At 66.6% G+C, this 18,943-nt stretch carries 21 protein-coding genes; 2 read left to right on the top strand and 19 right to left on the bottom strand.

Features of this window, described 5'->3' with window-relative positions; all coding sequences use genetic code 11:
- Genes OC450_RS22050 through OC450_RS22040 form a run of 3 tightly spaced genes read right to left on the bottom strand, consistent with a single transcriptional unit; the run spans position 1 to position 5,146 of the window.
- A complete protein-coding gene (locus tag OC450_RS22050; protein ID WP_262048663.1) occupies positions 1 to 2,289 on the bottom strand; it encodes a hypothetical protein in 2,289 nt (762 codons plus the stop codon).
- A complete protein-coding gene (locus tag OC450_RS22045; RefSeq protein WP_262048662.1) occupies positions 2,289 to 3,104 on the bottom strand; it encodes a hypothetical protein in 816 nt (271 codons plus the stop codon). The genes OC450_RS22050 and OC450_RS22045 overlap by 1 nt, the downstream gene beginning before the upstream one ends.
- Complete coding sequence (locus OC450_RS22040) at positions 3,104 to 5,146, bottom strand: hypothetical protein (RefSeq protein WP_262048661.1); 2,043 nt, start codon at positions 5,144 to 5,146, stop codon at positions 3,104 to 3,106. Before OC450_RS22040 ends, OC450_RS22045 begins: the two co-directional genes overlap by 1 nt.
- Between OC450_RS22040 and OC450_RS22035 the strand changes: the two genes are divergently transcribed.
- A complete protein-coding gene (locus tag OC450_RS22035) occupies positions 5,145 to 5,456 on the top strand; it encodes a hypothetical protein (protein WP_262048660.1) in 312 nt (103 codons plus the stop codon). The two genes, OC450_RS22040 and OC450_RS22035, sit on opposite strands and share 2 nt — an antisense overlap.
- On the opposite strand, the gene OC450_RS22030 is transcribed toward OC450_RS22035, so the two are convergent.
- The 15 genes from OC450_RS22030 to OC450_RS21960 form a co-directional block, all read right to left on the bottom strand.
- Complete coding sequence (locus OC450_RS22030; protein ID WP_262048659.1) at positions 5,453 to 5,842, bottom strand: hypothetical protein; 390 nt, start codon at positions 5,840 to 5,842, stop codon at positions 5,453 to 5,455. The genes OC450_RS22035 and OC450_RS22030 overlap by 4 nt on opposite strands.
- A gap of 10 nt (positions 5,843 to 5,852) precedes the next feature.
- Positions 5,853 to 6,287 (bottom strand): phage tail tube protein, encoded by a 435-nt coding sequence (locus OC450_RS22025; RefSeq protein WP_262048658.1) that lies wholly within the window; start codon positions 6,285 to 6,287, stop codon positions 5,853 to 5,855.
- Positions 6,288 to 6,354: 67 nt separating this feature from the next.
- Positions 6,355 to 6,765, bottom strand: a complete 411-nt coding sequence (locus OC450_RS22020; protein WP_262048657.1) for a hypothetical protein — start codon at positions 6,763 to 6,765, stop codon at positions 6,355 to 6,357.
- Positions 6,766 to 6,817: 52 nt separating this feature from the next.
- On the bottom strand, positions 6,818 to 7,282 hold the full coding sequence (locus OC450_RS22015; protein WP_262048656.1) for a hypothetical protein: 465 nt from the start codon (positions 7,280 to 7,282) through the stop codon (positions 6,818 to 6,820).
- Positions 7,282 to 8,046, bottom strand: coding sequence for a hypothetical protein (locus OC450_RS22010; protein WP_262048655.1), 765 nt, complete (start codon positions 8,044 to 8,046; stop codon positions 7,282 to 7,284). The genes OC450_RS22015 and OC450_RS22010 overlap by 1 nt, the downstream gene beginning before the upstream one ends.
- Entirely contained in the window at positions 8,046 to 8,369 is a 324-nt protein-coding gene (locus tag OC450_RS22005; protein WP_262048654.1) for a hypothetical protein, read from the bottom strand. Before OC450_RS22005 ends, OC450_RS22010 begins: the two co-directional genes overlap by 1 nt.
- A 3-nt stretch (positions 8,370 to 8,372) precedes the next feature.
- Entirely contained in the window at positions 8,373 to 8,933 is a 561-nt protein-coding gene (locus tag OC450_RS22000; RefSeq protein WP_262048653.1) for a hypothetical protein, read from the bottom strand.
- A 116-nt stretch (positions 8,934 to 9,049) separates the two neighbouring features.
- Positions 9,050 to 10,012: a Mu-like prophage major head subunit gpT family protein gene (locus tag OC450_RS21995; RefSeq protein ID WP_262048652.1), complete on the bottom strand. Its 963-nt coding sequence runs from the start codon at positions 10,010 to 10,012 to the stop codon at positions 9,050 to 9,052.
- 116 nt (positions 10,013 to 10,128) lie between these two features.
- Entirely contained in the window at positions 10,129 to 10,902 is a 774-nt protein-coding gene (locus tag OC450_RS21990; RefSeq protein WP_262048651.1) for a hypothetical protein, read from the bottom strand.
- Between the two features lie 127 nt (positions 10,903 to 11,029).
- Positions 11,030 to 11,596, bottom strand: coding sequence for a hypothetical protein (locus tag OC450_RS21985; protein ID WP_262048650.1), 567 nt, complete (start codon positions 11,594 to 11,596; stop codon positions 11,030 to 11,032).
- 34 nt (positions 11,597 to 11,630) lie between these two features.
- Positions 11,631 to 12,554 (bottom strand): S49 family peptidase, encoded by a 924-nt coding sequence (locus OC450_RS21980; protein WP_262048649.1) that lies wholly within the window; start codon positions 12,552 to 12,554, stop codon positions 11,631 to 11,633.
- Entirely contained in the window at positions 12,551 to 14,212 is a 1,662-nt protein-coding gene (locus OC450_RS21975; RefSeq protein WP_262048648.1) for a phage portal protein, read from the bottom strand. The genes OC450_RS21980 and OC450_RS21975 overlap by 4 nt, the downstream gene beginning before the upstream one ends.
- A 2-nt stretch (positions 14,213 to 14,214) precedes the next feature.
- Positions 14,215 to 14,454: a DUF6148 family protein gene (locus OC450_RS21970; RefSeq protein ID WP_262048647.1), complete on the bottom strand. Its 240-nt coding sequence runs from the start codon at positions 14,452 to 14,454 to the stop codon at positions 14,215 to 14,217.
- Positions 14,455 to 14,458: 4 nt separating this feature from the next.
- Complete coding sequence (locus OC450_RS21965; protein WP_262048750.1) at positions 14,459 to 16,438, bottom strand: phage terminase large subunit family protein; 1,980 nt, start codon at positions 16,436 to 16,438, stop codon at positions 14,459 to 14,461.
- Positions 16,438 to 17,049, bottom strand: a complete 612-nt coding sequence (locus tag OC450_RS21960) for a DUF1441 family protein (protein WP_262048646.1) — start codon at positions 17,047 to 17,049, stop codon at positions 16,438 to 16,440. The genes OC450_RS21965 and OC450_RS21960 overlap by 1 nt, the downstream gene beginning before the upstream one ends.
- Before the next feature lie 568 nt (positions 17,050 to 17,617).
- Between OC450_RS21960 and OC450_RS21955 the strand changes: the two genes are divergently transcribed.
- Positions 17,618 to 18,124, top strand: coding sequence for a hypothetical protein (locus OC450_RS21955; RefSeq protein ID WP_262048645.1), 507 nt, complete (start codon positions 17,618 to 17,620; stop codon positions 18,122 to 18,124).
- Between the two features lie 215 nt (positions 18,125 to 18,339).
- Here OC450_RS21955 and OC450_RS21950 read toward each other — a convergent pair whose 3' ends face one another.
- Positions 18,340 to 18,942: a transcription termination/antitermination protein NusG gene (locus OC450_RS21950; RefSeq protein ID WP_262048644.1), complete on the bottom strand. Its 603-nt coding sequence runs from the start codon at positions 18,940 to 18,942 to the stop codon at positions 18,340 to 18,342.
- Position 18,943 lies beyond the last annotated feature (1 nt).

Genomic DNA, 18,943 nt, shown 5'->3' with positions numbered 1-18,943 from the left:
TCAATTCACCTGGGAGCCGCGGATGTCGCCGCCGGCAGGGCTGAACGTCACGTAGGAGACGCCGTCGATCGCGCGGCCCGCGGCGCCGCCGGCGCCGCCGGCGAACTCGCCGAACCTCGTCGCCGCGCCATTGAGGCCGGCAAGGCCAGGCCCGCCGCCGTAGGCTCCGAAGCCGCCAAGACCGGCGCCAGGCGAGCCCCCGGCTCCTCCCAATGTCGCGTTGCCGGCAGCGCCACTCGCGGCCGGCGAGGTGCCAAAGCCGGCGGCGCCCGGCGCCACGCCGGCGCCACCGCCGCCGCCGCCGCCGGGATTGCCGTCGAGCCCGCCGCCGCCGCCGCCACCGCCGCCGCCGCCCCACACTTCAGCCGCCGAGGCATCGACCGTGATGGCCTGCCTGGTGTAGAGCGCAGTGCCGCCGGCCGCCCCCGCCGCGCCGTTCTCGCTGTGACTGGCGCCGGAGCCGCCATTGCCGCCGGCCCCCTCGATGCGGCCCCTGATGACCAGGACGACAGTCACGCCGGCCGGCCAGGTGCCGACATCGATCGCGGGAAAGGACGTCGAGCTCGTGCTGATCACCACGCCGGAATTGACGGTGAAGGTGACGGTGTTGCCGGCGACCGGGTCGGGATAGATCGAGTTGTGCGCCGACCTCAAATTCACGGTCGCCGTGTCGGCATCGAAGATGATCTGGCGATCGTTGAGGTCGGTGTCCGGCGCCGTCCAGAGCATTTCCTCGGCCTCGACCGTGAAACGGTCCGGACCAGGATTGACCCGCGTGGTCTGGATCGGAATGTTGCTCTGCGCCCCCGTCGCGCCCTGGACGCAGAACGCCTCGACGCGGTAGCCCTGCCCCAGATCGACATCGGTGTCGGCGTAGCGCGCGGTCGCGAAGGTCAGGCGCCGCGGCGGATTGCGGAAACGGCCGAGCAGGATGGCGCCGAGCCGGTCGGCAACCGAGCGGCCGCCGTTCGGGATCCAGCGCGAATAGATCGTCCTGATCGCCGATGAGCCATAGGCCGCCTCCGCGTCGTCGTCGATCGACAGCGAGGTCGAACCGTAATTGTCCAGGTTCGAAAGCGGCCGGGTCGGATCCTTCTGCCCGAAATAGACCTGCACGCGCGACAGCCGCTGGTCCGGCTGCTCCTTGATGGTAAGCGACTTCTCGGACGTGTTGTCCGGCGTGAAGGTATCGGCATCAGTGAGCACGCCATGCAGCACCTTGAGCCGGACCTGCTGCGCCAGGTTGTCGTCCCAGATCGCAAGGCCCGCCTGCTCGGCCAGTTCCGAGAGCAAAGTCGCGACCGAGGTCGGCTCGCAGATGTACGCCGTATAGACCGTGCCGAGATAGGCCGCGGTTTCGGCCTGCCAATCCGCCAGAGTGATGTAGCTCGCCGGCACGCCGGCGTAGGTCACCAGCAGGTCGTAGACGATGTCGGCGACGTCGGCGCCGGCGTAGCGCAGGACCCGCTGGACCCGATCCTGCGCCTTGTGCGTCGTCGCAACGGTGCCGAGCTGGCCCCGCACGACCGTCAGCGTGTTGCCGGCGCGCGCGGTCAGCTGCACCACCTCGTTGCCGCCAATGCAGAGATAGTCATTGCCGCCGCCCGGATATTCGGCATTGCCGATGCCGGAGGGCAGCAGCGCGATCGAGGTCGCGGCCGCGGTGATGTCCGCCGACAGAAACCCGTTGGACAGCACCGGCCCTTGCGCCCGATCGCCATCCGCGTATTTCAGCACGTCCTTGGCGACGATGGTGTATTTGCCTTCCGGCGTCGGGCCATCAAAGCTGTCGACGACGAAATAGCGCGTCTCCATGTCGGCGAGATCGTCGCCGACCAGGCCGGTGATCCAGCGCAGCTCCTGCCCGCGCAGGAACGGCTGGCGCGCGCGGAACTTGCCCCAAAAGGTGCCCTGCAGATACGGATCGTAGTCGCGGTCCGCCAGATATTTGTCGTAACCGACGCCGGTGTCCGAATGCGGATGGTCCTTGAACGTGACGCTTAGCGTCGCGCGCGTGCCGAGGTTCTTGCCGAGCGATATCGTCGCCGGCGTGTAGGCGACGTCGAGGATCGAGGGAATGCACTCGATCTCGCGCGGAAGGTAGTCGGCCGGCCGGGCAAAGCGCAGCGTCACGTCGGACGGGCTGAAGTTGGCGATGTCCTGGCAGGTGTTGCGGCAATTGAAACACTTGATCGTACCGGTAGTCGGGATCGACGCCGTGCACGGCGCCACGCCATAGACGTGGTCGCAGAACGGAATATCGAGCTCGATGTAGGACAGCGACTGCATCAGGCGATACCCGACACTTTGAGATCGAATGCGAGCAGGTTGCTCGGCCCGACCGGCGCCGGCGCCGGATCGTCGACCAGGTAGCCAAGGCCGATCTCGCGCGGATAGCTCTGCGGCCGCCAGCCGAAGAAGAACGGCAGGTCGCGCCCGTCGCGGAGGAACGGCCGCATATAGGTCCGGAACCAGGCCGGCGAGATCAGCGACAGCGGCACGGTCGATTCCCGCCACTGCCCCAGCACGATGCGGCCGAGGAATTTCCCGGTCTCGCTGCGGCCGTTGGCGACGCTGGTCTTGATGCCGTCGGGCAGCGGCGTATGCCCGACATAGACCCGGCGCTCGATCACCAGCAGCTTGCCTACATAGACCACGGCCGCGCGCGGCAGATGCGAATCCGATGCGACCTGCATCTTGAGGCGGACCTGGCTCAGCGACTGCAGATCGAACCGATACAGCGCCGGACCATCGTCCGGCAGCATGACCTCCTCGACGATCTCGGTCCACACGCCGTCAATGAAGCCCTCGACCGAGGTCGGAATCGCCTCCGAAAAGAAGTTGTGGCCGGCGACGGCGAGGTAATCGATCGGATCGACCTCATTGGTGGTGACGGTCAGATATTGAACGCCGTCATTGTTCGCGCGCCACTCCAGATGCGTCGCCGGGTTGGCGAGGTTCGAGGCCGGATAATTGGCATCTTCGTTGGTGGCGACGATGGTCGCGGACGTCACGACGTTGTGCCACCCGATCACGGGATGATCGAGCGACAGCCCGTCGGCGGCGCCGGCGAGAACCAGCGCGCTTGAGATGACCAGCGACATCAGTTTGCCACCAGATTGAGCCGGTGCCCGTCGCCGAGCGCATCGTTGATGAGCCCGAACAGGTCGCGGACGGCCTCGCGCGTGGTGACGATCGGCACCGCGACGTTGATGACCTTGCCACCGCCACCTCCCCCGCCGCCGCCGCGCGGATCCGCGCCACCGCCCTGCTCCGGCCGCCAGATGTCGATGCGCTCGCCCGGCGAGGCCATCATGTTGACCGGCACGGAGTCGGGACCGCCGCCGCCGCGGACCATCATCGAGCCGCCGGTCATCATGCCGGTCGGCACGGTCTGCGACTTGATCGAGGCGACCAGCGAAGCGCCCTTGGCGAGCACGGCCGCAACCGCGGCGATGTTGGCCGGGAACGGCAGCTCGAGCGCCTTGGCGGCGCCGGTAAACATGGAAATCGTGCCCTGGATCACGCCGAACACCTTTGCGGCCGTCGCCATGGCGCTGCTCTCCTTGGAGAACGAACTGGAGATAGTGGCGAAGCTGCCGGCGATCGACGCGCTGGCCTGACCCCAGGTCGCCTGGGCGGCCTCCGCAATCTGCTGCTGGCGCGCGCCGTAGGTTTCGAGCGAGATCACGCCGGCGTCGTAGAGCTGCTGCAGCTGCGTCATCTGCACGTCGAATTGCTGCGCCGGATTCATCGCCTGCACGGTGGCGTTGGCGCCGGCGACCTTCATCGCCGCCAGCGCCGCCGCGTCGCCGGCAGCGGTGACGCGCGCAGTAAACGCGTCGGTGATGACGATATTGTTCGCCTTGGCGATGGCATCGGCCTCATAGGCGACCTTGAGCTGCGCCTGCATGCCGATGCTCTTGCCGATGGAATCCGCCTGCGCGTTCTGGCTGGCGACGGCCTTGGCCTGGCTGTCGAGAAACTTGTCGAGCGCGTTCTTGGTCGCGGTCGCAGCTTCACCGACAATCGGCGCCGCCGACTTCCACACCTCGCCATAGGACATCACCTCGCGGCTAAGGTTTCTGACCGCGATCCCCTCCATGGTCCAGGTGGTGGAATTGTCCTCCGGCTTTTTGGAAAAGATGCGGTCCTGCACCGAGCCGACCGCGTCCAGCGAGGCGCGGGTCTGGTCGGCGACCTTGATATAGTTTTCCCAGGCACTTTTGAGCGACGGCCAGTCCGGCGCGTTGAGCACGCCCCAGAGCGCAGTCAGCTCGGCCTTGAGACCCTTGAACGCAGCCACGCTCGACAGCACCTCGCCGGTCAAGAACTTCATCGCCGCGGTGATAGCGTCCGCGGCCGTCGAGGTGAATTCGGAATCGCTCTTGAGGGCGAGCAGCTCCTCCGACAACATCTCGAGGTTCGGCAGCAACTTGGCAGCGATGGTGGTGACCAGCCCCTGCTTGATCAAATCCATGCGCCGCAGATTGTCGTTGAAGGCCTCGGCCGCCATGGTGGTTTTCTTGTCGAGCACCAGGCCGAACTTATCTGCCTCGCTCGCCGCCTCCTCGAGTCCGTCGCGCCCCCCGTTGAGCAGCGGGATCATCGCGGCGCCGGCCTTGCCGAACAACGCGATCGCCAGCGCTGTCTTTTCCGCTCCATCGCGGTAGCCGGCGAACCTGTCGGCGAGATCCTTCAGCACCTCGGCGGACGAGCGCAGCGTGCCGTCCTGGTTCTTGACGTCGATGCCCATCGCAGCGAAGGCGCGTCCGGCCTGGCTGGCGGCATCAGTGCCAGCGGCAACCAGGGCCTTGGACAGCTTGCCCATCGACTTGCCGAGGGCCTCGCCGGAGACGTCGGCGAGATCCGCGGCATATGTCAGCCTGGACAGTTCCTCGGTGGTGACGCCGCTGGACTGCGACAGCTTGTTGAGGTGATCGGCGCTGTCGATCGCGGCCTTGACCTGGGAGGCCATCGACGTGGCCGCGGCGAGCGCGGCCGCCGAGACCGCCGCGAAGCCGAGCGCGACCTTGGAGCTGAATGCCGACAGCGCGGCCTGCGACTCCACCAGGCTCTTGTCCAGCCCGGTGGTGTCGCCGCCGAGAACGACTTTCAGCGCGCCGATGACGGAAGCGGTGCCCATGGAATGGCGGTCCCTATTTCGGTTTGTCGATCACCTTGCCGCCGAGCAGCAAGGTCCATTGTTTGGCGACGTCGAGCATTTGCCTCTGCGTCTGGCGCGGCCGCGGGCCGGGCTGGCGCGTCAGCAGCTTGCGCAGCGGCGGCATCTTCCTTGCCCGCTGCAGCGCTGCCGTATGCCAGGCGAGGCCCATCAGCTCGTTGCGGTCGCGGACCAGGCGGGCCTCGCGGGCGCGGAGGATGGCGAGGATCTGGCGCGGCGATTTGCGCCAGAACGCATCGTCGTCGAGCCCGAGCTGCAGCCAGCGATCTAGGAGGGCGAGCCAGTCCCAGCCGCCGCCGGCTGACTCGCCTCCGGAGGGCGCGCCGAGGCGTCCCGCTTCGCGGAGGGGTCGACGAAGGCGCTGACGAAGGCGAGCGTCACCAGCCCGATCGCCTCCATGGCCGGCACCTTGGAGAAGATCGAACCGACATCCTCCAGCTTGAGCCCCTCGTTGGTATCGAGCAGACCGGCCCAGAAGATGGTCCGGATCATCTCCATCTGAAACTTGGAGGGGTCGCGCAGGTCGGCGCCGAGCTGGTCCACGGACACGCCGACCTGCTTCTCCAGCCGGTAGAACGACTCGGCCGAAAACGACAGCCTGCGCTCGATGCCATCGGTGCCGGTAAACGGCACCTCTCCCTTGAGCGGGTTTGACATGGCTGCGGTCTTACGCCTGGACCAGCGTCGGCTCGCCCGTGACCTTGAAGGTCGCGGACGCGGCGAGCTTGTCGTCGATCGGCGCGTCGGGCTCGTAGCCCGTCAGGAACGCGGCGAACGCGAAATAGGAACCGTCCGGAAACTCGATGCGGCGGTTCTTGATGGCGGCGGCGCCGTCCAGGGCGAACTCGGCCATCAGCGCCGCCGCTTCGGCATTGCCCGGCACGAAATTCATGTCGACCGAGACCTCGCCGCCATCCTTCAGCCCCGGAATGAACTCGCGCCAGGAATTCGGGCTCAGCTCGTGGGTGGCGTCGACGCTGTCGCGCGACATCGACGGCGGCGTGATGTTGGTGATCTCCACACCCGTGGTGAAGACCTCCGGCACGGCGCCGTCGCCGGTCTTGAACAGAACGCCAATGCCGACAGTTGCCTCGGTGGTCATGATTTAGCTCTCCTTGAAAAGCGGTTGCGTTGCGGACGGCAGCGCGCGCGAGCGGCGCGCGCCGGGATCAGACGGCGACGCCGGATTCCTCGATGTTGATGTCGAACACCGTCGTCGAGATCGCGATGCCGAGCGTGGTGGCGTAGCCGCCGGCAGCGATGTCCGCGACCGGGCACATGCCGCTGGCGGTCTTGGACAGGTAGTAGGCCAGGCCCGCGGTCAGCGTGCCGCCGATGGTGACCTGGCCCTTTTTCTGGATCACCAGCGGCTGATTGAGCGAGGCGCCATTGAGGGCGAGGCCGCGCGGCTTGCGCACGGACGCGGTCGCGGAGTCGCTGTCGGCCTTGAGCAGCTTGCGGGTGGTCGGGTCCTGGTAGACCCACTGCCCGGCGGTGATGGTCTCGCCGGCAAGCCCGGTCTCGAGCTTGGCGTTGGAACCCTGCACGACATTGGCGGCGGTAATGGCGAGATCGGTCATGACGAAGCATCCTTCGGTTGAAGTGAAAACAGACGCAGGGAAACGCAGGAAATCAGGCGGTCGCGGTCGGAGCGCCCTCGGCGGTCCGGTACGTCACCAGATATTCGAGGCGGATACCGCCGATGTGGTTCTCGCCTTCGGCCTCGGCCACCGCCTCGGTCGCCGACAGCCGGACGTTGAGCGCAAGGCCGCCAAAGAATTTCGCGGTCTGGTAGTCGACCATCGCGGCCATGCCGGCCTCGATCTCCGCGGCGATCGTGTCGAGCAGGTCGTCGGGCGGCGCGGCCGCGACGACGCGGCCCTCGATGTGCAGCGTGCAGTCACGCTCGAGCAGCGGCGGCCGCCCGGAGACCGCACGGCGCGAGGTCTCGCTGCGCGTATAGATCAGCAGCGTCGGCTGGTGACCCTTGGCGAGCGGCCTGGTGCGGCCGACAAAGACCCGATCGCCGGTAGTGGCGAGCGCGCCGAGACCGGCGGCGACATAGTCCCGGATCTGCTTGCGGACATGGTCTGGCATCAGGCCGCCACCTTCAGCTTGTCGCCGACGAAGCGCTGCCAGCCCTCGCGGGCGCGCGCGACCAGCTTCTGGTCGAACGTGGCCCGCGCCGTCTCGTAGAACGGAAAGCGCTTCTGATAGCGCGGCGCGCGCACGAACATGATGGCCGGCACCATGCCGCGGGCGCCGTCGCGGAAATAGATTCCGGGCGCAACGTTGCGATCGGCGCGGCCGCCGGCGCCGGGCCGCAGCACGAAATAGGTCCCGGCCTTTTTCTTCTTGGCGCGCGAGCGCTTGCTGCCGGTCGCGTTGGCCTGGTAGCCGGCCTTTTGCTCGGCGGCGCCGAGCTGCGACAGGATCCGGGTGATGGTCGAGCCCGGCACGTTGCCGAAACCATCCAGCTTGATGCCGCTCCCCGGCACGGCGAACTCTTCCGCCTGCATCAGCCCGGCGCGGATCAGCCGCAGCTCATGCGATTTGTGGACGCGCGCGCCGCCCTCGACCTGCGGGCCGAGATAGCGCCAGGCGGGCAACGAGCCGAAACCATCCTTGAAATAGACCTCGGCGACCAGGTCCGTCTTGGTGGCCGGCTTCAGATAGAGCGCGTTGAGTGTGAACTTGGTCGGACGGTCGAATACGCTTTTCATGCTGTCGATCTCGGCGGCCTTGATGTCCTGGCCGGTCTTGGTCAGGGCATAGGCCGTGACGATCGGCGCATCGTTGTCGCGCAGATTGCCGAGCGCGCGAATGACGTCGGCGGATTCCACCCGGAAATGCACAGCCATCAGACCGCCCCCAGCCGCAGCAGCACCATGCCGGTGCCGTCGGGCTCGATCGAGACCACCTCGAACGTGCCGGCGCCGGCGACGGCGAGCTGGTCGCCGGCATCGCCGACCGCGGCACCAGGCAGCGCCGAGGCACGGCAGCAGAAGGTCGGCCGCGCGTCGACGGTCGACACCTCGTTGAGCGGCTCGCCGATCGTCGGGCGATCGAAGATGCCATCGAACGGATCCGACGCCGCCCCGCCCGCCGGCGTATAGACCGCCGACGCGCCGAATTCATCGGCGCTGAAAAACACGGCGCGGTCGGCGTCGGACTCGATCGGCATCGATCAGGCCTTCGCGGCGTCAGCGGCGGCAGCTTTGGCGGCTTCCGCCGCCGCCTCGGCCGCTTCCTTGCGGCGCGCCGCGACGTAGTCGCCGACCTTCGGATAGTCTTTCTTGATCGCCTCGGTCGCCGCCCATTCGTCGGCCCAGGCCATCTCGCGCGCCGCGGCCTCGCGCTGCTGCTCGTCCGCCAGCCGCGCCGCCTCCTCGCGCTCGACCTTCTGGGCGCGGTCCTGCTCGGCCCGCTCGGCCAGCTGATTGTGGATCTTGACCGCCTCGAGGAAGGCCGGCACGGGATCCTCGCGGTCGCGGCGGCCCTTGACCGGCACGACCTCCTCGACCAGCTCGAGCTGGCCTTTCGGCGGCTCGGTGAGGCCGAGCAGCTCGCCGGCCTTGAACGCCTGCGTCTCCTTGGCGCGCGCGAGGCCAAAGCCCTCGCAGACGCGGCCGCCGCCCGGCAGCGGCTCGAGCTTGTGCACGCGCGCCATCGCCTGCGCGGTAGAGAGCAGCAGCAGCGCGCCGGCGCCGACATGAAAACCACGACCGATAACGCGATAGGCCTGCATAGGACGTCTCCGTTTGAGGTTGAGAAAACAGGGCTGTCGACGGCAGCGCGCACCGTGCTGCCCGCGACAACCCTCCCCGGCAGGCGCGCCGGGGAGAGAAGCGAGGTGACGGCGGATCAGTTGAGCGTGACGTGCACGCTGCGCTGCCAGTAGCCGTAACCGGCGCCGCGCCAGGCATCGATACCCATCTGCCAGGCGTCGTTGTCGAATTCGAACTCGGACCCTTCGGCCTTCATCTTCATTTCGACTTCCTGCTCGCTCTGGCGGATCAGCGCCTTGATCGGCGAGTCCGTGCGGAACACGGTGAACTGGTTGGTCCAGCCGGCAGAGGTGAGGCGCACGTTCAAGGCCACCTCGACCTTGAAGTTACGCAGCAGGTTCGGGTTGAGGTTCTGCACCGACATCGCCGGGATAAGGCTGGAGACAGCTGCGAGCGCGGACTGCATCAGGCCGAGCGGCACCATCACCAGGAAGCTGGACGCGTTCTCGTTCATCGGCTCGCCCTTGTCGTCCTTGAACGACAGCATCTGCACGATGGCCTTGATGATGGCCTGCTGCATTTCCTCGACGCTCGGATTGGTGGTCGAGCCGTGGATCACGCAGGGCAGAGTGGCGATGGTGACGCCGATCTTGTTGGACTGCACGCCGGAGTCGCCCTCGACGTGGTCGGTGTCGTAGAAATACTGGCCGTCATAGCAGAGCGACGACACGCCGTTGACGATCAGCGTCGACGACAGCGAGGCCCAATGGGTCTGGCTGCGATCGGCGAACTCGTCGACGCGCGCACGGATCTGGCCGGTCTTGTCGCGGCGCGCGTCCTTTTTCTGGATCTCGAGCGTCGCCTCGTAGTGCTTGTTGACGATGGTCAGGCCCTGGCCGGAAAAGCCCTTGGCCTGGCGCTGGCCGATCCATTCCCGCATCATCGGGGTCTGGCCGAGGAAATTGTAGGTCTCGGAGGCCTGGTCGGAGCCGAAATAGTTCGCGACGCTGTCCAGCCAGTTGGTGCCGGGATCGGTCTCGAGCCGGGCGAAATACATGCCCCGGATGGCACGGCTGGAAAGCAGGGAAAGATCGGACATGGTCTAGCGTTCCTTGTGGGTTGAGATGGTGAGCCGACTGGTCGACGGCATCTGGGCCGTGCGGCCGGGAAAGAGGATGCGCGGCGGCCAGGACGGCCGCCGCGCGGGTGACGCCGTTACGCTTCGCGCGCCCAGGTGCCGACGAACCGCGCCGACCAGCCGTTGGCGTCGCCGTTGGCGATCTCGATCCAGTCACCACGGCGCGCGGTCGCCTTGGTGTTGATGAGGTCCTTGTTGTCGGCCGCGGCGATGCCGGGCCCCTCGATCATGTCGGCGGCGTTCGGGCTGACGGCGACGCCGACCGCGCCGAACGCGCCGAGATTGCCGACACGGACGAAGTTGATGCCCTCGACCGCCGGCAGCGTGATCACCACGGCGTCGGTATCGACCCACAGCCACTTGCCGGTGTCGGTCGCGTCGACCGTGTAGTTGGCGCTCTTGAGCACATGGGTGAAGCCGGCATAGGGATCGCGCAGGCCATCGGCGTCGAACTCGACCAGGACGATGCCCGCCGAGATGAAGCGGTGCACGAAGCCGACGAAGGATCCGCCGACCGGCGAGAACGAGAAGGTGTCATCGTCGGAGGCGTAGACCGGCAGGCCGCGATCGGTGATGACCGCGCCGGCGACGGACAGCACGATCATGCCGAAGGTGCGGAGGTCGACGTTGATCGCCGCGGCGGCGCCGGCCGAATTGTCGGCCTGCGCGTTGGCGAAGCCGGCGAAGCGGTCGCCGGCGACAAGCGGGCGGCCATGGCCGGTTGCATCGACGCTGCCGACGGCGGCGCCTTCAAAGATGATATCGGCTGCGATCACCGGCAGCGCGCTGTACTCGATCGCGGTCCGGCTGCCTTCATAGACGCGCGGCTTGTTGACGGCCAAAGTGGTCATTGGCTGGTTTCCCTGTTTTTCGATTGTTGGAAAATGGGCGCCGGCGCGGAATGCGGGACGGCGAAGGTGGTCGAGGCCAGGCGGCGCGGACGCCGCCCGGCAAAGCTTGCTTGAAAGGCCGCGTTTGTTACTTGCGGGCGCCGAGGACGCGGACCTTGCCGGCCGACTCCGCGGCCTTGAGCGAGACGTAGTCGTCGACGGTCGCGAATTCGGCCTGCAGCGCCGCCGACGCGGCGTATTCGGATTTCCACCCCTCGGGCGTCGAGCCCTTCTCGGCCTCGGACGCGGTGGCACTGGCCGCAGGATGCGACTGCGGCGCGGCCACGACCTTGCCGGTGACCTTCTCGACGTCGACGATCGCCTGCGCCTGCTGGCCGCGCGCGAGCTTTTCCGCCGCCAGGATGCGGCCGGCGGCCATGTCCGGCGTGATGGTGGCGTCCGCCTTCATCGTCGCGATCAGCGCCTCGTGGCCCGCCATGGCGTGCGCCTCGATGCCGATGATGCGCGCGCGCTCGGCGGTCGCCCCCTCGGCGCGGATCGCCGCGCAGAGGTCCGGGAACGCCGCAGCGAGATCCGCGACGGTGGTGACGGCAGCTGCAGCCGCTGGCGCTGCCGGAGCTGCGGGCGCCGCCTGCAAAGCCGTCGTCGTCGCTGCCGCAGCGAGATGCACGGCCGCCAATCCAGATCCAGACATAGTTCTCTCCTTCAGGGTGATGGCCTGTAGCGGCCTAGTTGACGCTCTTGACGAACTCGGAAAACGCGACTTGCGGATCGATGATGCCGTCGACCAGGCCGGCCGACACCGCGTCCTCGCCGTGATAGACCTGCGCCTCGGTCGCCAGCGCCTTCTGCACCGGCAGCCGCGAGCCTCTGCCGCTCGCGACGGCCGCGGCAAACTGATCCCGGCGCATGTCGACGCGGGCCTGCAGCGCCGCGCGCATGTCGTCGGGCAGCGGCTGCGTCGGATTGCCGTCCGCCTTGTGCTTGCCGGACGAGATCAGCGTGATCTTGACGCCGTCCTGCTCGAGCTTTTTCGACATGTCGGCGTGCATGGTGATGACGCCGATCGAGCCGGACGCGCCGGCGTCGGGCATCACGACCTGGCGGGCCTGCGACGCCAGCAGATAGCCCGCCGACAGCGCAAAATCGGTCAGGATGGCGAGCGTCGGCTTCTGCGCCGAGAGCTGGCCGATCATGGACGCGGTCTCGAACGCGCCGTTGACCTCGCCGCCGAAGGAGTCGACCTCGAACACCACGCCCTTGATGGCAGGGTCGCGGCCGGCACGCGCGATCTGCGCCTGCAGGCCCTCATAGGAGGTTTCGCCGGACGATTGCCCGATGAACTTGCCCTTGTGCACCAGCGTGCCCTCGATGCCGATCACGCCGACATTGCCGACGCGCTGCACCAGGCGATCGCCAGCGTTGGCGCGCTCATAGGCGCTGCCGATGGGATCGCCGAGCTTCCCCATGCGTTCGGACGGCCGGCCGTTCTCGAACGCCACATGGTTGACCGCGGCAATGCCCGGCAGCGACACGCCGCCCTCGACGATGCGGGCGCCGAGGCCGATCAGGAAGGCCTGCAGCTTGCCCGGATCGACCATCAGCTCGGCGCCGAACAGGCGGCTCGCGATATGCGGCATCAACAGCGTCATTTGGCGGCCCTTTTCGGTTCGGATTGCTGCGGCTCGTCGCCGTCGTCAGGCTCGGCGTCGGGATCATCAGGATCCTGCGCTTTCGGATCCTGCGGCACGTTCGGATTTGCGGCCGGCGGCGGCGGCGCCACGACGCCGGTCTCTTTCCGCATCGCGGTTTCCTTGGCGCGCTGCGCGTTCTTTTTCTCGAACTCGCCCCCGGTCCGCTCCATGCAGACCTGCTCGATGGTCTTGAAGCCCTGCGCAACGTCCTGCGTGTCTGCGTCCGATTCCTGCTTCGGATTGAGGCTGGCGCGCTGCGGCCCGATCCACTCGGCGCCGCAATAGGCCTTGCGAATGATCGGGTCGGCAAAGAAGCCGGGGCGGTTGAGCCGGCCGGTCGCAACCGCCTCCTCCATCATCCATTCGTAGGCCGGCTGCACCAGGCGCGCGGCCAGCCAGGTGCGGCGGCGGCGGAAATACTGCCAGGCCATCTCCAGCGCGGCGCGGGAGGCCGAATAGGACGCCGTGAAATGCTTGACCAGCAGCTCGAACGGGATCTCGAGCGCAACGCCGATCTGGCGGCAGAACGACATCACGAACGGGTCGAAATTCGAATTCGGCCTGTTCGGGTTGAAGGTGCTGAGCTTCTCCCGCTCGGCCAGGCTGACGACCGCGGCGCCGCCAAGCTTGACCTCGTTGGCGTTGAGACTCGAGTCCGACTCACCAATCGGCGGGTCCTCGGAGTCCGACGCTCCGTCATTGGGCGTCTCGATCACGAACGCGACCATGGCGGTCGCGACCGCGGCGTCGACCTCGGCCTCGGAATAGGTCGAGAGCTGCTTGAGGAACTCGATCACCGGCGCCAGATACGGCACGCCGCGAGTCTGCTCCGGCCGCAAACGATCGTAGAGATGCAGCACCACCGGCAGGCCGGTGTCGGTGCGCGCCTGCACCCGCTCCCATTTCAGATCGAGGACGCGCAAGCCGCCAGGATGCTTGTTGGTGACGTGATAGGCGATATGGACGCCGTCCTTGCTGACCTCAACGCCCCCGGCGATGGCGTCGGTATCGGCCGCGCGGTTCGGGTTGCAGACCCGATCGGCCTCGATCATCTGCAGCTTGGTGCCGTAGGCGTCGCCGGGATCCTTGCGGTAGCGCCGCAGCATGAACAGGTCGCCCGACTCGAGCACGCTGCGGTAGGAGGTCGCCTCCAGCTCGTCCATGCACTGCACGCGCGTGAAGTCGCAGCTGGCGCAGAACAGGTCCCATTCCCGTTCCTGCTCGCGCTCCATCGCATCGGCCTGTTCCGGCGTGATGCCGAGCGCCTCGTGGTCGACGTTGGCCTGCAGCTTGAGTCCGTCGCCGACCACGTTGGTGACGTTGGTAGCGATGGCGCCGGTCGCGATCGGCGCGTTGCGCGCGAGATCGCGCGAGCGGCCGCGCAGATCCGGCAGGTCTAGCAGCGTGTCGGCGTCGGCTGAGCCATCCTTCGGCCGCCAGCGCTTGGTCGGGCGCCGGTCGCGGGCGCCGCCGTTGTAGCCGCCGGCGCCGGTCGCCGAGGCGAGCTCGGTGCGCGCCTGCGCCCGCGCCAGGCCGCGCTGCGGATCGAACGTGGCAACGACGCGGTCGATGAAATTCAACTGCATCGGCTGCTTGGTCGACGACGGATTGGCCATGGTCACTCCGGCACGATGTAGCGGGTACGGCGGCGACCGCCGGCCGCGCTCGGCGTCAAGGTTTTCACCTGTGCGTCCCAGAATTCGATCATCTGGCGGATTTCCGCGGCGTCAGCGCGCTGCAGCTTGCGGCGGCCGTTGCCGGTCTCGATCTCATAGGACTGGCTCGCGGCGACGGCGGTCGACGCCTCGATCCATTTCGCGAGCTGCGCCTGCGCCTGTTCAAGCGTGATGCCGGCCATGTGCTTAGAAAACCCCTCGGCTGTGAATCGTCATGCCGCGCTTCTTCGGACGGCGCGTCAGCAGCGGCCGCACCAGCGCGGGCTCGGCGGCGGCAATCTTGACGGCGTCCGGCGCGAGCAGATCCGGCTGCTGCAGCACCTGCGGCACGCCGCGCTCTTTGGCGATGGCGGCCCATTGATCAGCGGTCAGGCGCGACAGGCCGAGATATTCGGCCATCGCCATCGCGTAGATCCGGCAATCGAGCAGATGGTTCGGCCCTGTTTCCTGCCATTCCTTGACGGTGCGGCCGCGCCGGACCGTGGTCTTGAGATATTCGGCGGTCTGCTGCTTGAAAAACCGCTCGTCGCAGCCTTCGTGGTGGTGGCAGTAGCCGTCCGGATCCTGCTCGGCGCCGGCGCGCCGACCGTCTTTGACCAGGTTGGAATAGAACGTCGCCTTTAGCGCCCAGGTGCCGACCGGCCAGAGCGTGGCGCCCTTCTTGATTTTCTTGCCCGACAGCTTGATGTCGACCTGGATCGGCGTCCCGATAGCCGGCGCCGACCAGCCCGACACGCCCTTGATGGCGAAGGCGCGGGCGCGGCCGCGGCAGAACCGATAGACTTGGTTGGCGCGGCCGCCGTCGCCGGCGTCGATCGCCAGGCAATCGACCAGCCGAGTGCCGCCGAACGCGTCGGGGAATTTCTGGTCGTACAGCTTTTCCAGCTTGGCGAAGGCGCCGCCCTTGTGGTCGGTTGTGTCGCCCTCGAGGAAATCGTGCTGCACGCTCCAGGACTCGCCGTTCGAGGCGTAGGCAACGACCTCGTACCAGATGCCGGTGTGCTGCACGTCGGCGCCGGCGACCAGGAGCAGCCCGCGCGCCGGGACCGTTCCGAGCTTGTAGTCCTCGCGGCGCGCGAGCAGCCGATCGAACTCCGGCGCATCGCCCTTCAGCTCGAACGGCAGGCCGAGCGTCAGATTCCAGAACGCCTTGAGCTTGATCGGGTTATCGCCGGCGGCGACGTATTCCTTGGCGATCTCGTCCCAGGGCACGAACGGCGACGACAGCGCGTCGAAATGATAGCTTTTGTACCTGCCCTCGCCCAGCGCGGTGGCGACCCAGCGGCCGGTGGCGTAGACCGCGAATTTCTGCCAGCCCTCGATCACGGCGCCGCAGCACGGCGGAATGTAGCGCGCGCGATACGGCGGCGCCGACTCGAACTCGAAACGCCGGTTCTTTTCGGACCACTCGAACCGCAGGTTTTCGTCGCCGCAATGCGGGCAGACCATGGTCCAGCGGCGCTGGTCGCCGGCCTCGAACTTGGACTCTATCGACGACGCGCCCTTGATGGTCGGCGTCGAGAAATAGGCCCGCTTCCAGGTGCCGGAGCGCAGGAACGAGATCTGCCTCGCCCGGATCATGTCGAGCGGGTCGCCCTGGTCGTTCAGATCGGCCGGATATTCGTCGATCTCGTCGCACAGCGCTTTCTTGATGGTCTTGGAGCGCAGGTCCGCGGTCGACGACGCCAGCGACAGGAACAGCGAGCAGTCCGGCGAGAATTTTTTCTCGTAGGTTTTCGACGCGTTGCCGGCGCGCGCGGTCTGCGGAAACACCTTTTTCCGCATGATCGGCGACAATTCGAGCGCGCGGCCGAGCTTCTGCGAGTTGAAATCGCCGAGCGCTGAGTCGGTCGGCTGCACGATCATCATGTCGCACGGGTCGCGGTCGATCGAATGACACGCGGCGATCTGCAGCAGCGTGGTGAACGCCGATTGCGCCGACTTCATCACCGCGATTTCGTTGTCGGGCGCATCCGGGCCGAGCGCATCGAGCGGCTCGACCAGGTGCGGCGTGCGCGACAGGTCGATCAGCTGTGACTTGCGCTCGCCGTCCGGCAAATAGAAATGCTGGTTGGCCCACGCCGACGGCGGGATCGGCGCCGGCGGCGAGAACACCGCCGCGAAGATGCCGGCGATGATCGGGAGCGAGGCGCGCATCGACACCATCACGAATGATCCTCGGCGGCGCGACCATCCTCGGCCGGCAGAACGCGCATGCTCTGCTCCAGGGCGAGGCGGATCTTGCGCGCCAGCTCCTTCAGCGCCTGCCGCAGCTCCGGCGCGCCGCCCTTGGACGCGGCGGCGATCAGCTCGTCGCAATGGTCGGGCAGCTGCTCGACCTCGCGGACGATGACCGCGGCGCAGCGCTCCATGCTGCGGGTGACGTCCTCGATCGAAAGCAGCTTGCCGAGCCGCTCCTCGAGGTCGAGGCGCTTCAGCTCGGCCTCGTAGCCGGCGCGATCGGCCTGCGCCTTGGAGAACGTAGGTTCCCGGGTCGGCGTCGGCGCATCCTCGGCCGACTTCGTGTCGGCGCCCTGCTGCCGCGACAGGTCCGTGGTCTCGCCGACCAGGCGATCGTACTCGGCCAGGTTCACCAGCTTGGACTTGCCTTTGCCGGGCCGCGTCGACAGGCCGTGCTCGGCGACCAGCTTGTTCACGCGCTCCGAGATGGTCTGCTTCGTGACATTCTTGCGGGACGCGATGTCCGAAATGCTCAGCCAAAGGCCGTCGCCGGCCGAGGCGGCGCTGGTCGCGATATCGAACATGTCAGGTGCCATCACCCTAGCGTCAGGTGAGTCAGGTCAGCGCCGACCACCTCCAGCTAGCGCGACGTCGGGGTGCGAATTACCCGCGAGCGAATTCGAAACGCCAGAGGGACCCATCGATCCCAAACGAAAAAGGGGCGAGACCGATCGCTCGGCCCCGCCCCGCAAAGTCTAGGGAGGAACGCCCAAGGAGGGCAGCGATAGAGACAGCCCCTACCGCACACCCTATGCACCCGAAAGCGCCGCCTGCGTTGCGGCAGACGGCGCTTGTCCAAAGATCCCCGTTGAAGGTGTTAAGCGCCGCGTTGCGCGCCTCGATGCTCGCCAGACCCGGCAGCCGGTCCGTGGAGCGAGGGGCTGGGGATATTTGCACCCCCTGCCCTCAGTGCCAGACGCCCCCCGCACGAACATATTGCGTCGCAGCACGCTCCAACGAGCGAGCTTATACCAAGCTTTCCAGAGAGGTTGCGGCATTCACCAATATTGCCAAAGCACTGCCTGGCTTCTTCCCGCCCACGCAAAACTTGTGGTACATCGCAGGCACCCGCTTAGCGGGCGTTTACTTTGGGAGGTTTTGAGAATGAAACGTGCCGTTTTCGCACTTGTGGCAGCAGCATTTGGGATGACCTCGCCTGCGAAAGCAGACTGCGCGCAGTCAATCTACGAGGTTCCGGTGATTGCCGGCTTCCAGTACATGGCCAGCGAGATCTCATCGGACAACAACGTCGAGGTCTTCGTGAACGGCCGGCTGGTTCAAGTCTGGCGCTCCACCGACAGCATCAAGCCACTGGTAGACCTGACTGCGCTTTTCTCTCAGCAACGCACGAACACGGTAAGGATCCGCGGGACGAACGAGCCTTATCGCAAGGGCTGGCACGATCCCAATCCAGGCGACACCGGCTACCTCTTACTGGGAGTGACGTCGTATCGATGTACCGTAGCTGACTGGCGCGGTGAATGGCCGCAGCAGATGTTCGACCACACCTACTCGTTCATTGATCAAAGATATCCCGGAATTGCGAAGGTGGTGAAGCCAAGAGTGAAGTCAGATCCAAGGCTCGCCCGGCAAGAATACAAAGCTATCTGATGACAAACGGGCCGCTTGCATTACGACAAGCGGCCCAAGTCTAGGGAGGAAGCGTACAACGCATGCAGCACCGCGAGACGCTGCACCCTATGCATGCAAAAGCCCGGCACGATGGCCGGGCCTGTTTTACGTAAAAGGCGAGAGGTACGCTTCGCGCGTGTACCTGGAATCAGGTGCTGCGCATCAGGGCCTTAGCCTTCTGACTCGAACCAACCTCAGCCGCGTGGCGTACTGGCGATCGGTTCAATCTGCGTGTCGTCCATCTGGAGCGAGACGCTGCGCTTGAACGCGTCGATGTCAACGGTGAGTCGGCCCCTTGAGTCAAGCCGGGTGACCTTCCCGATGAACTCGGCGAACGGACCATCGACCACCTTGACCAGCTCGCCAATCGTCAGCCTGCCACGATGACCCCGCTCGGAACGTGGCGTGTTGAGATAGGCCTCGATGTCGCGCAGCCTCGCCATGTCACAGGCAGGCATGCGGCCTAAGCAATCGCCGACCATGTGGAAGCCGTCGACATCGGGAAAGGTCGTCATCACTTCGCTGGTCTCGGTATCGGGCACGAAGATCAGACCAGGCACAAGAGGCCGGACAACTTTGCGACCAAGATGCGGCTTACGCGCCGGCCCGCCGAGCCCTCGCCTGATGTAGCTGATCTCGATCGGATACCAGCCTTGAAGACCGGAATAGCGAAACCATCGCATGACCTTGGCCTCTCGGCCCGGATAGACGTTGAGCAGATGCCAATGCTTCACATCGGTTTCGACGACGACGCGGGGCAAGAGTCCGTTTCGGAATTCCCCCTGCAGATAGTGCATG

Origin of the sequence: Bradyrhizobium sp. Bra78 (assembly GCF_024519855.1) — a bacterium.
Taxonomy (GTDB): Bacteria; Pseudomonadota; Alphaproteobacteria; order Rhizobiales; family Xanthobacteraceae; genus Bradyrhizobium; species Bradyrhizobium japonicum_G.
Note: the sequence above shows the minus strand (reverse complement) of the source record. Positions and strands in the feature narration are given on the sequence as shown.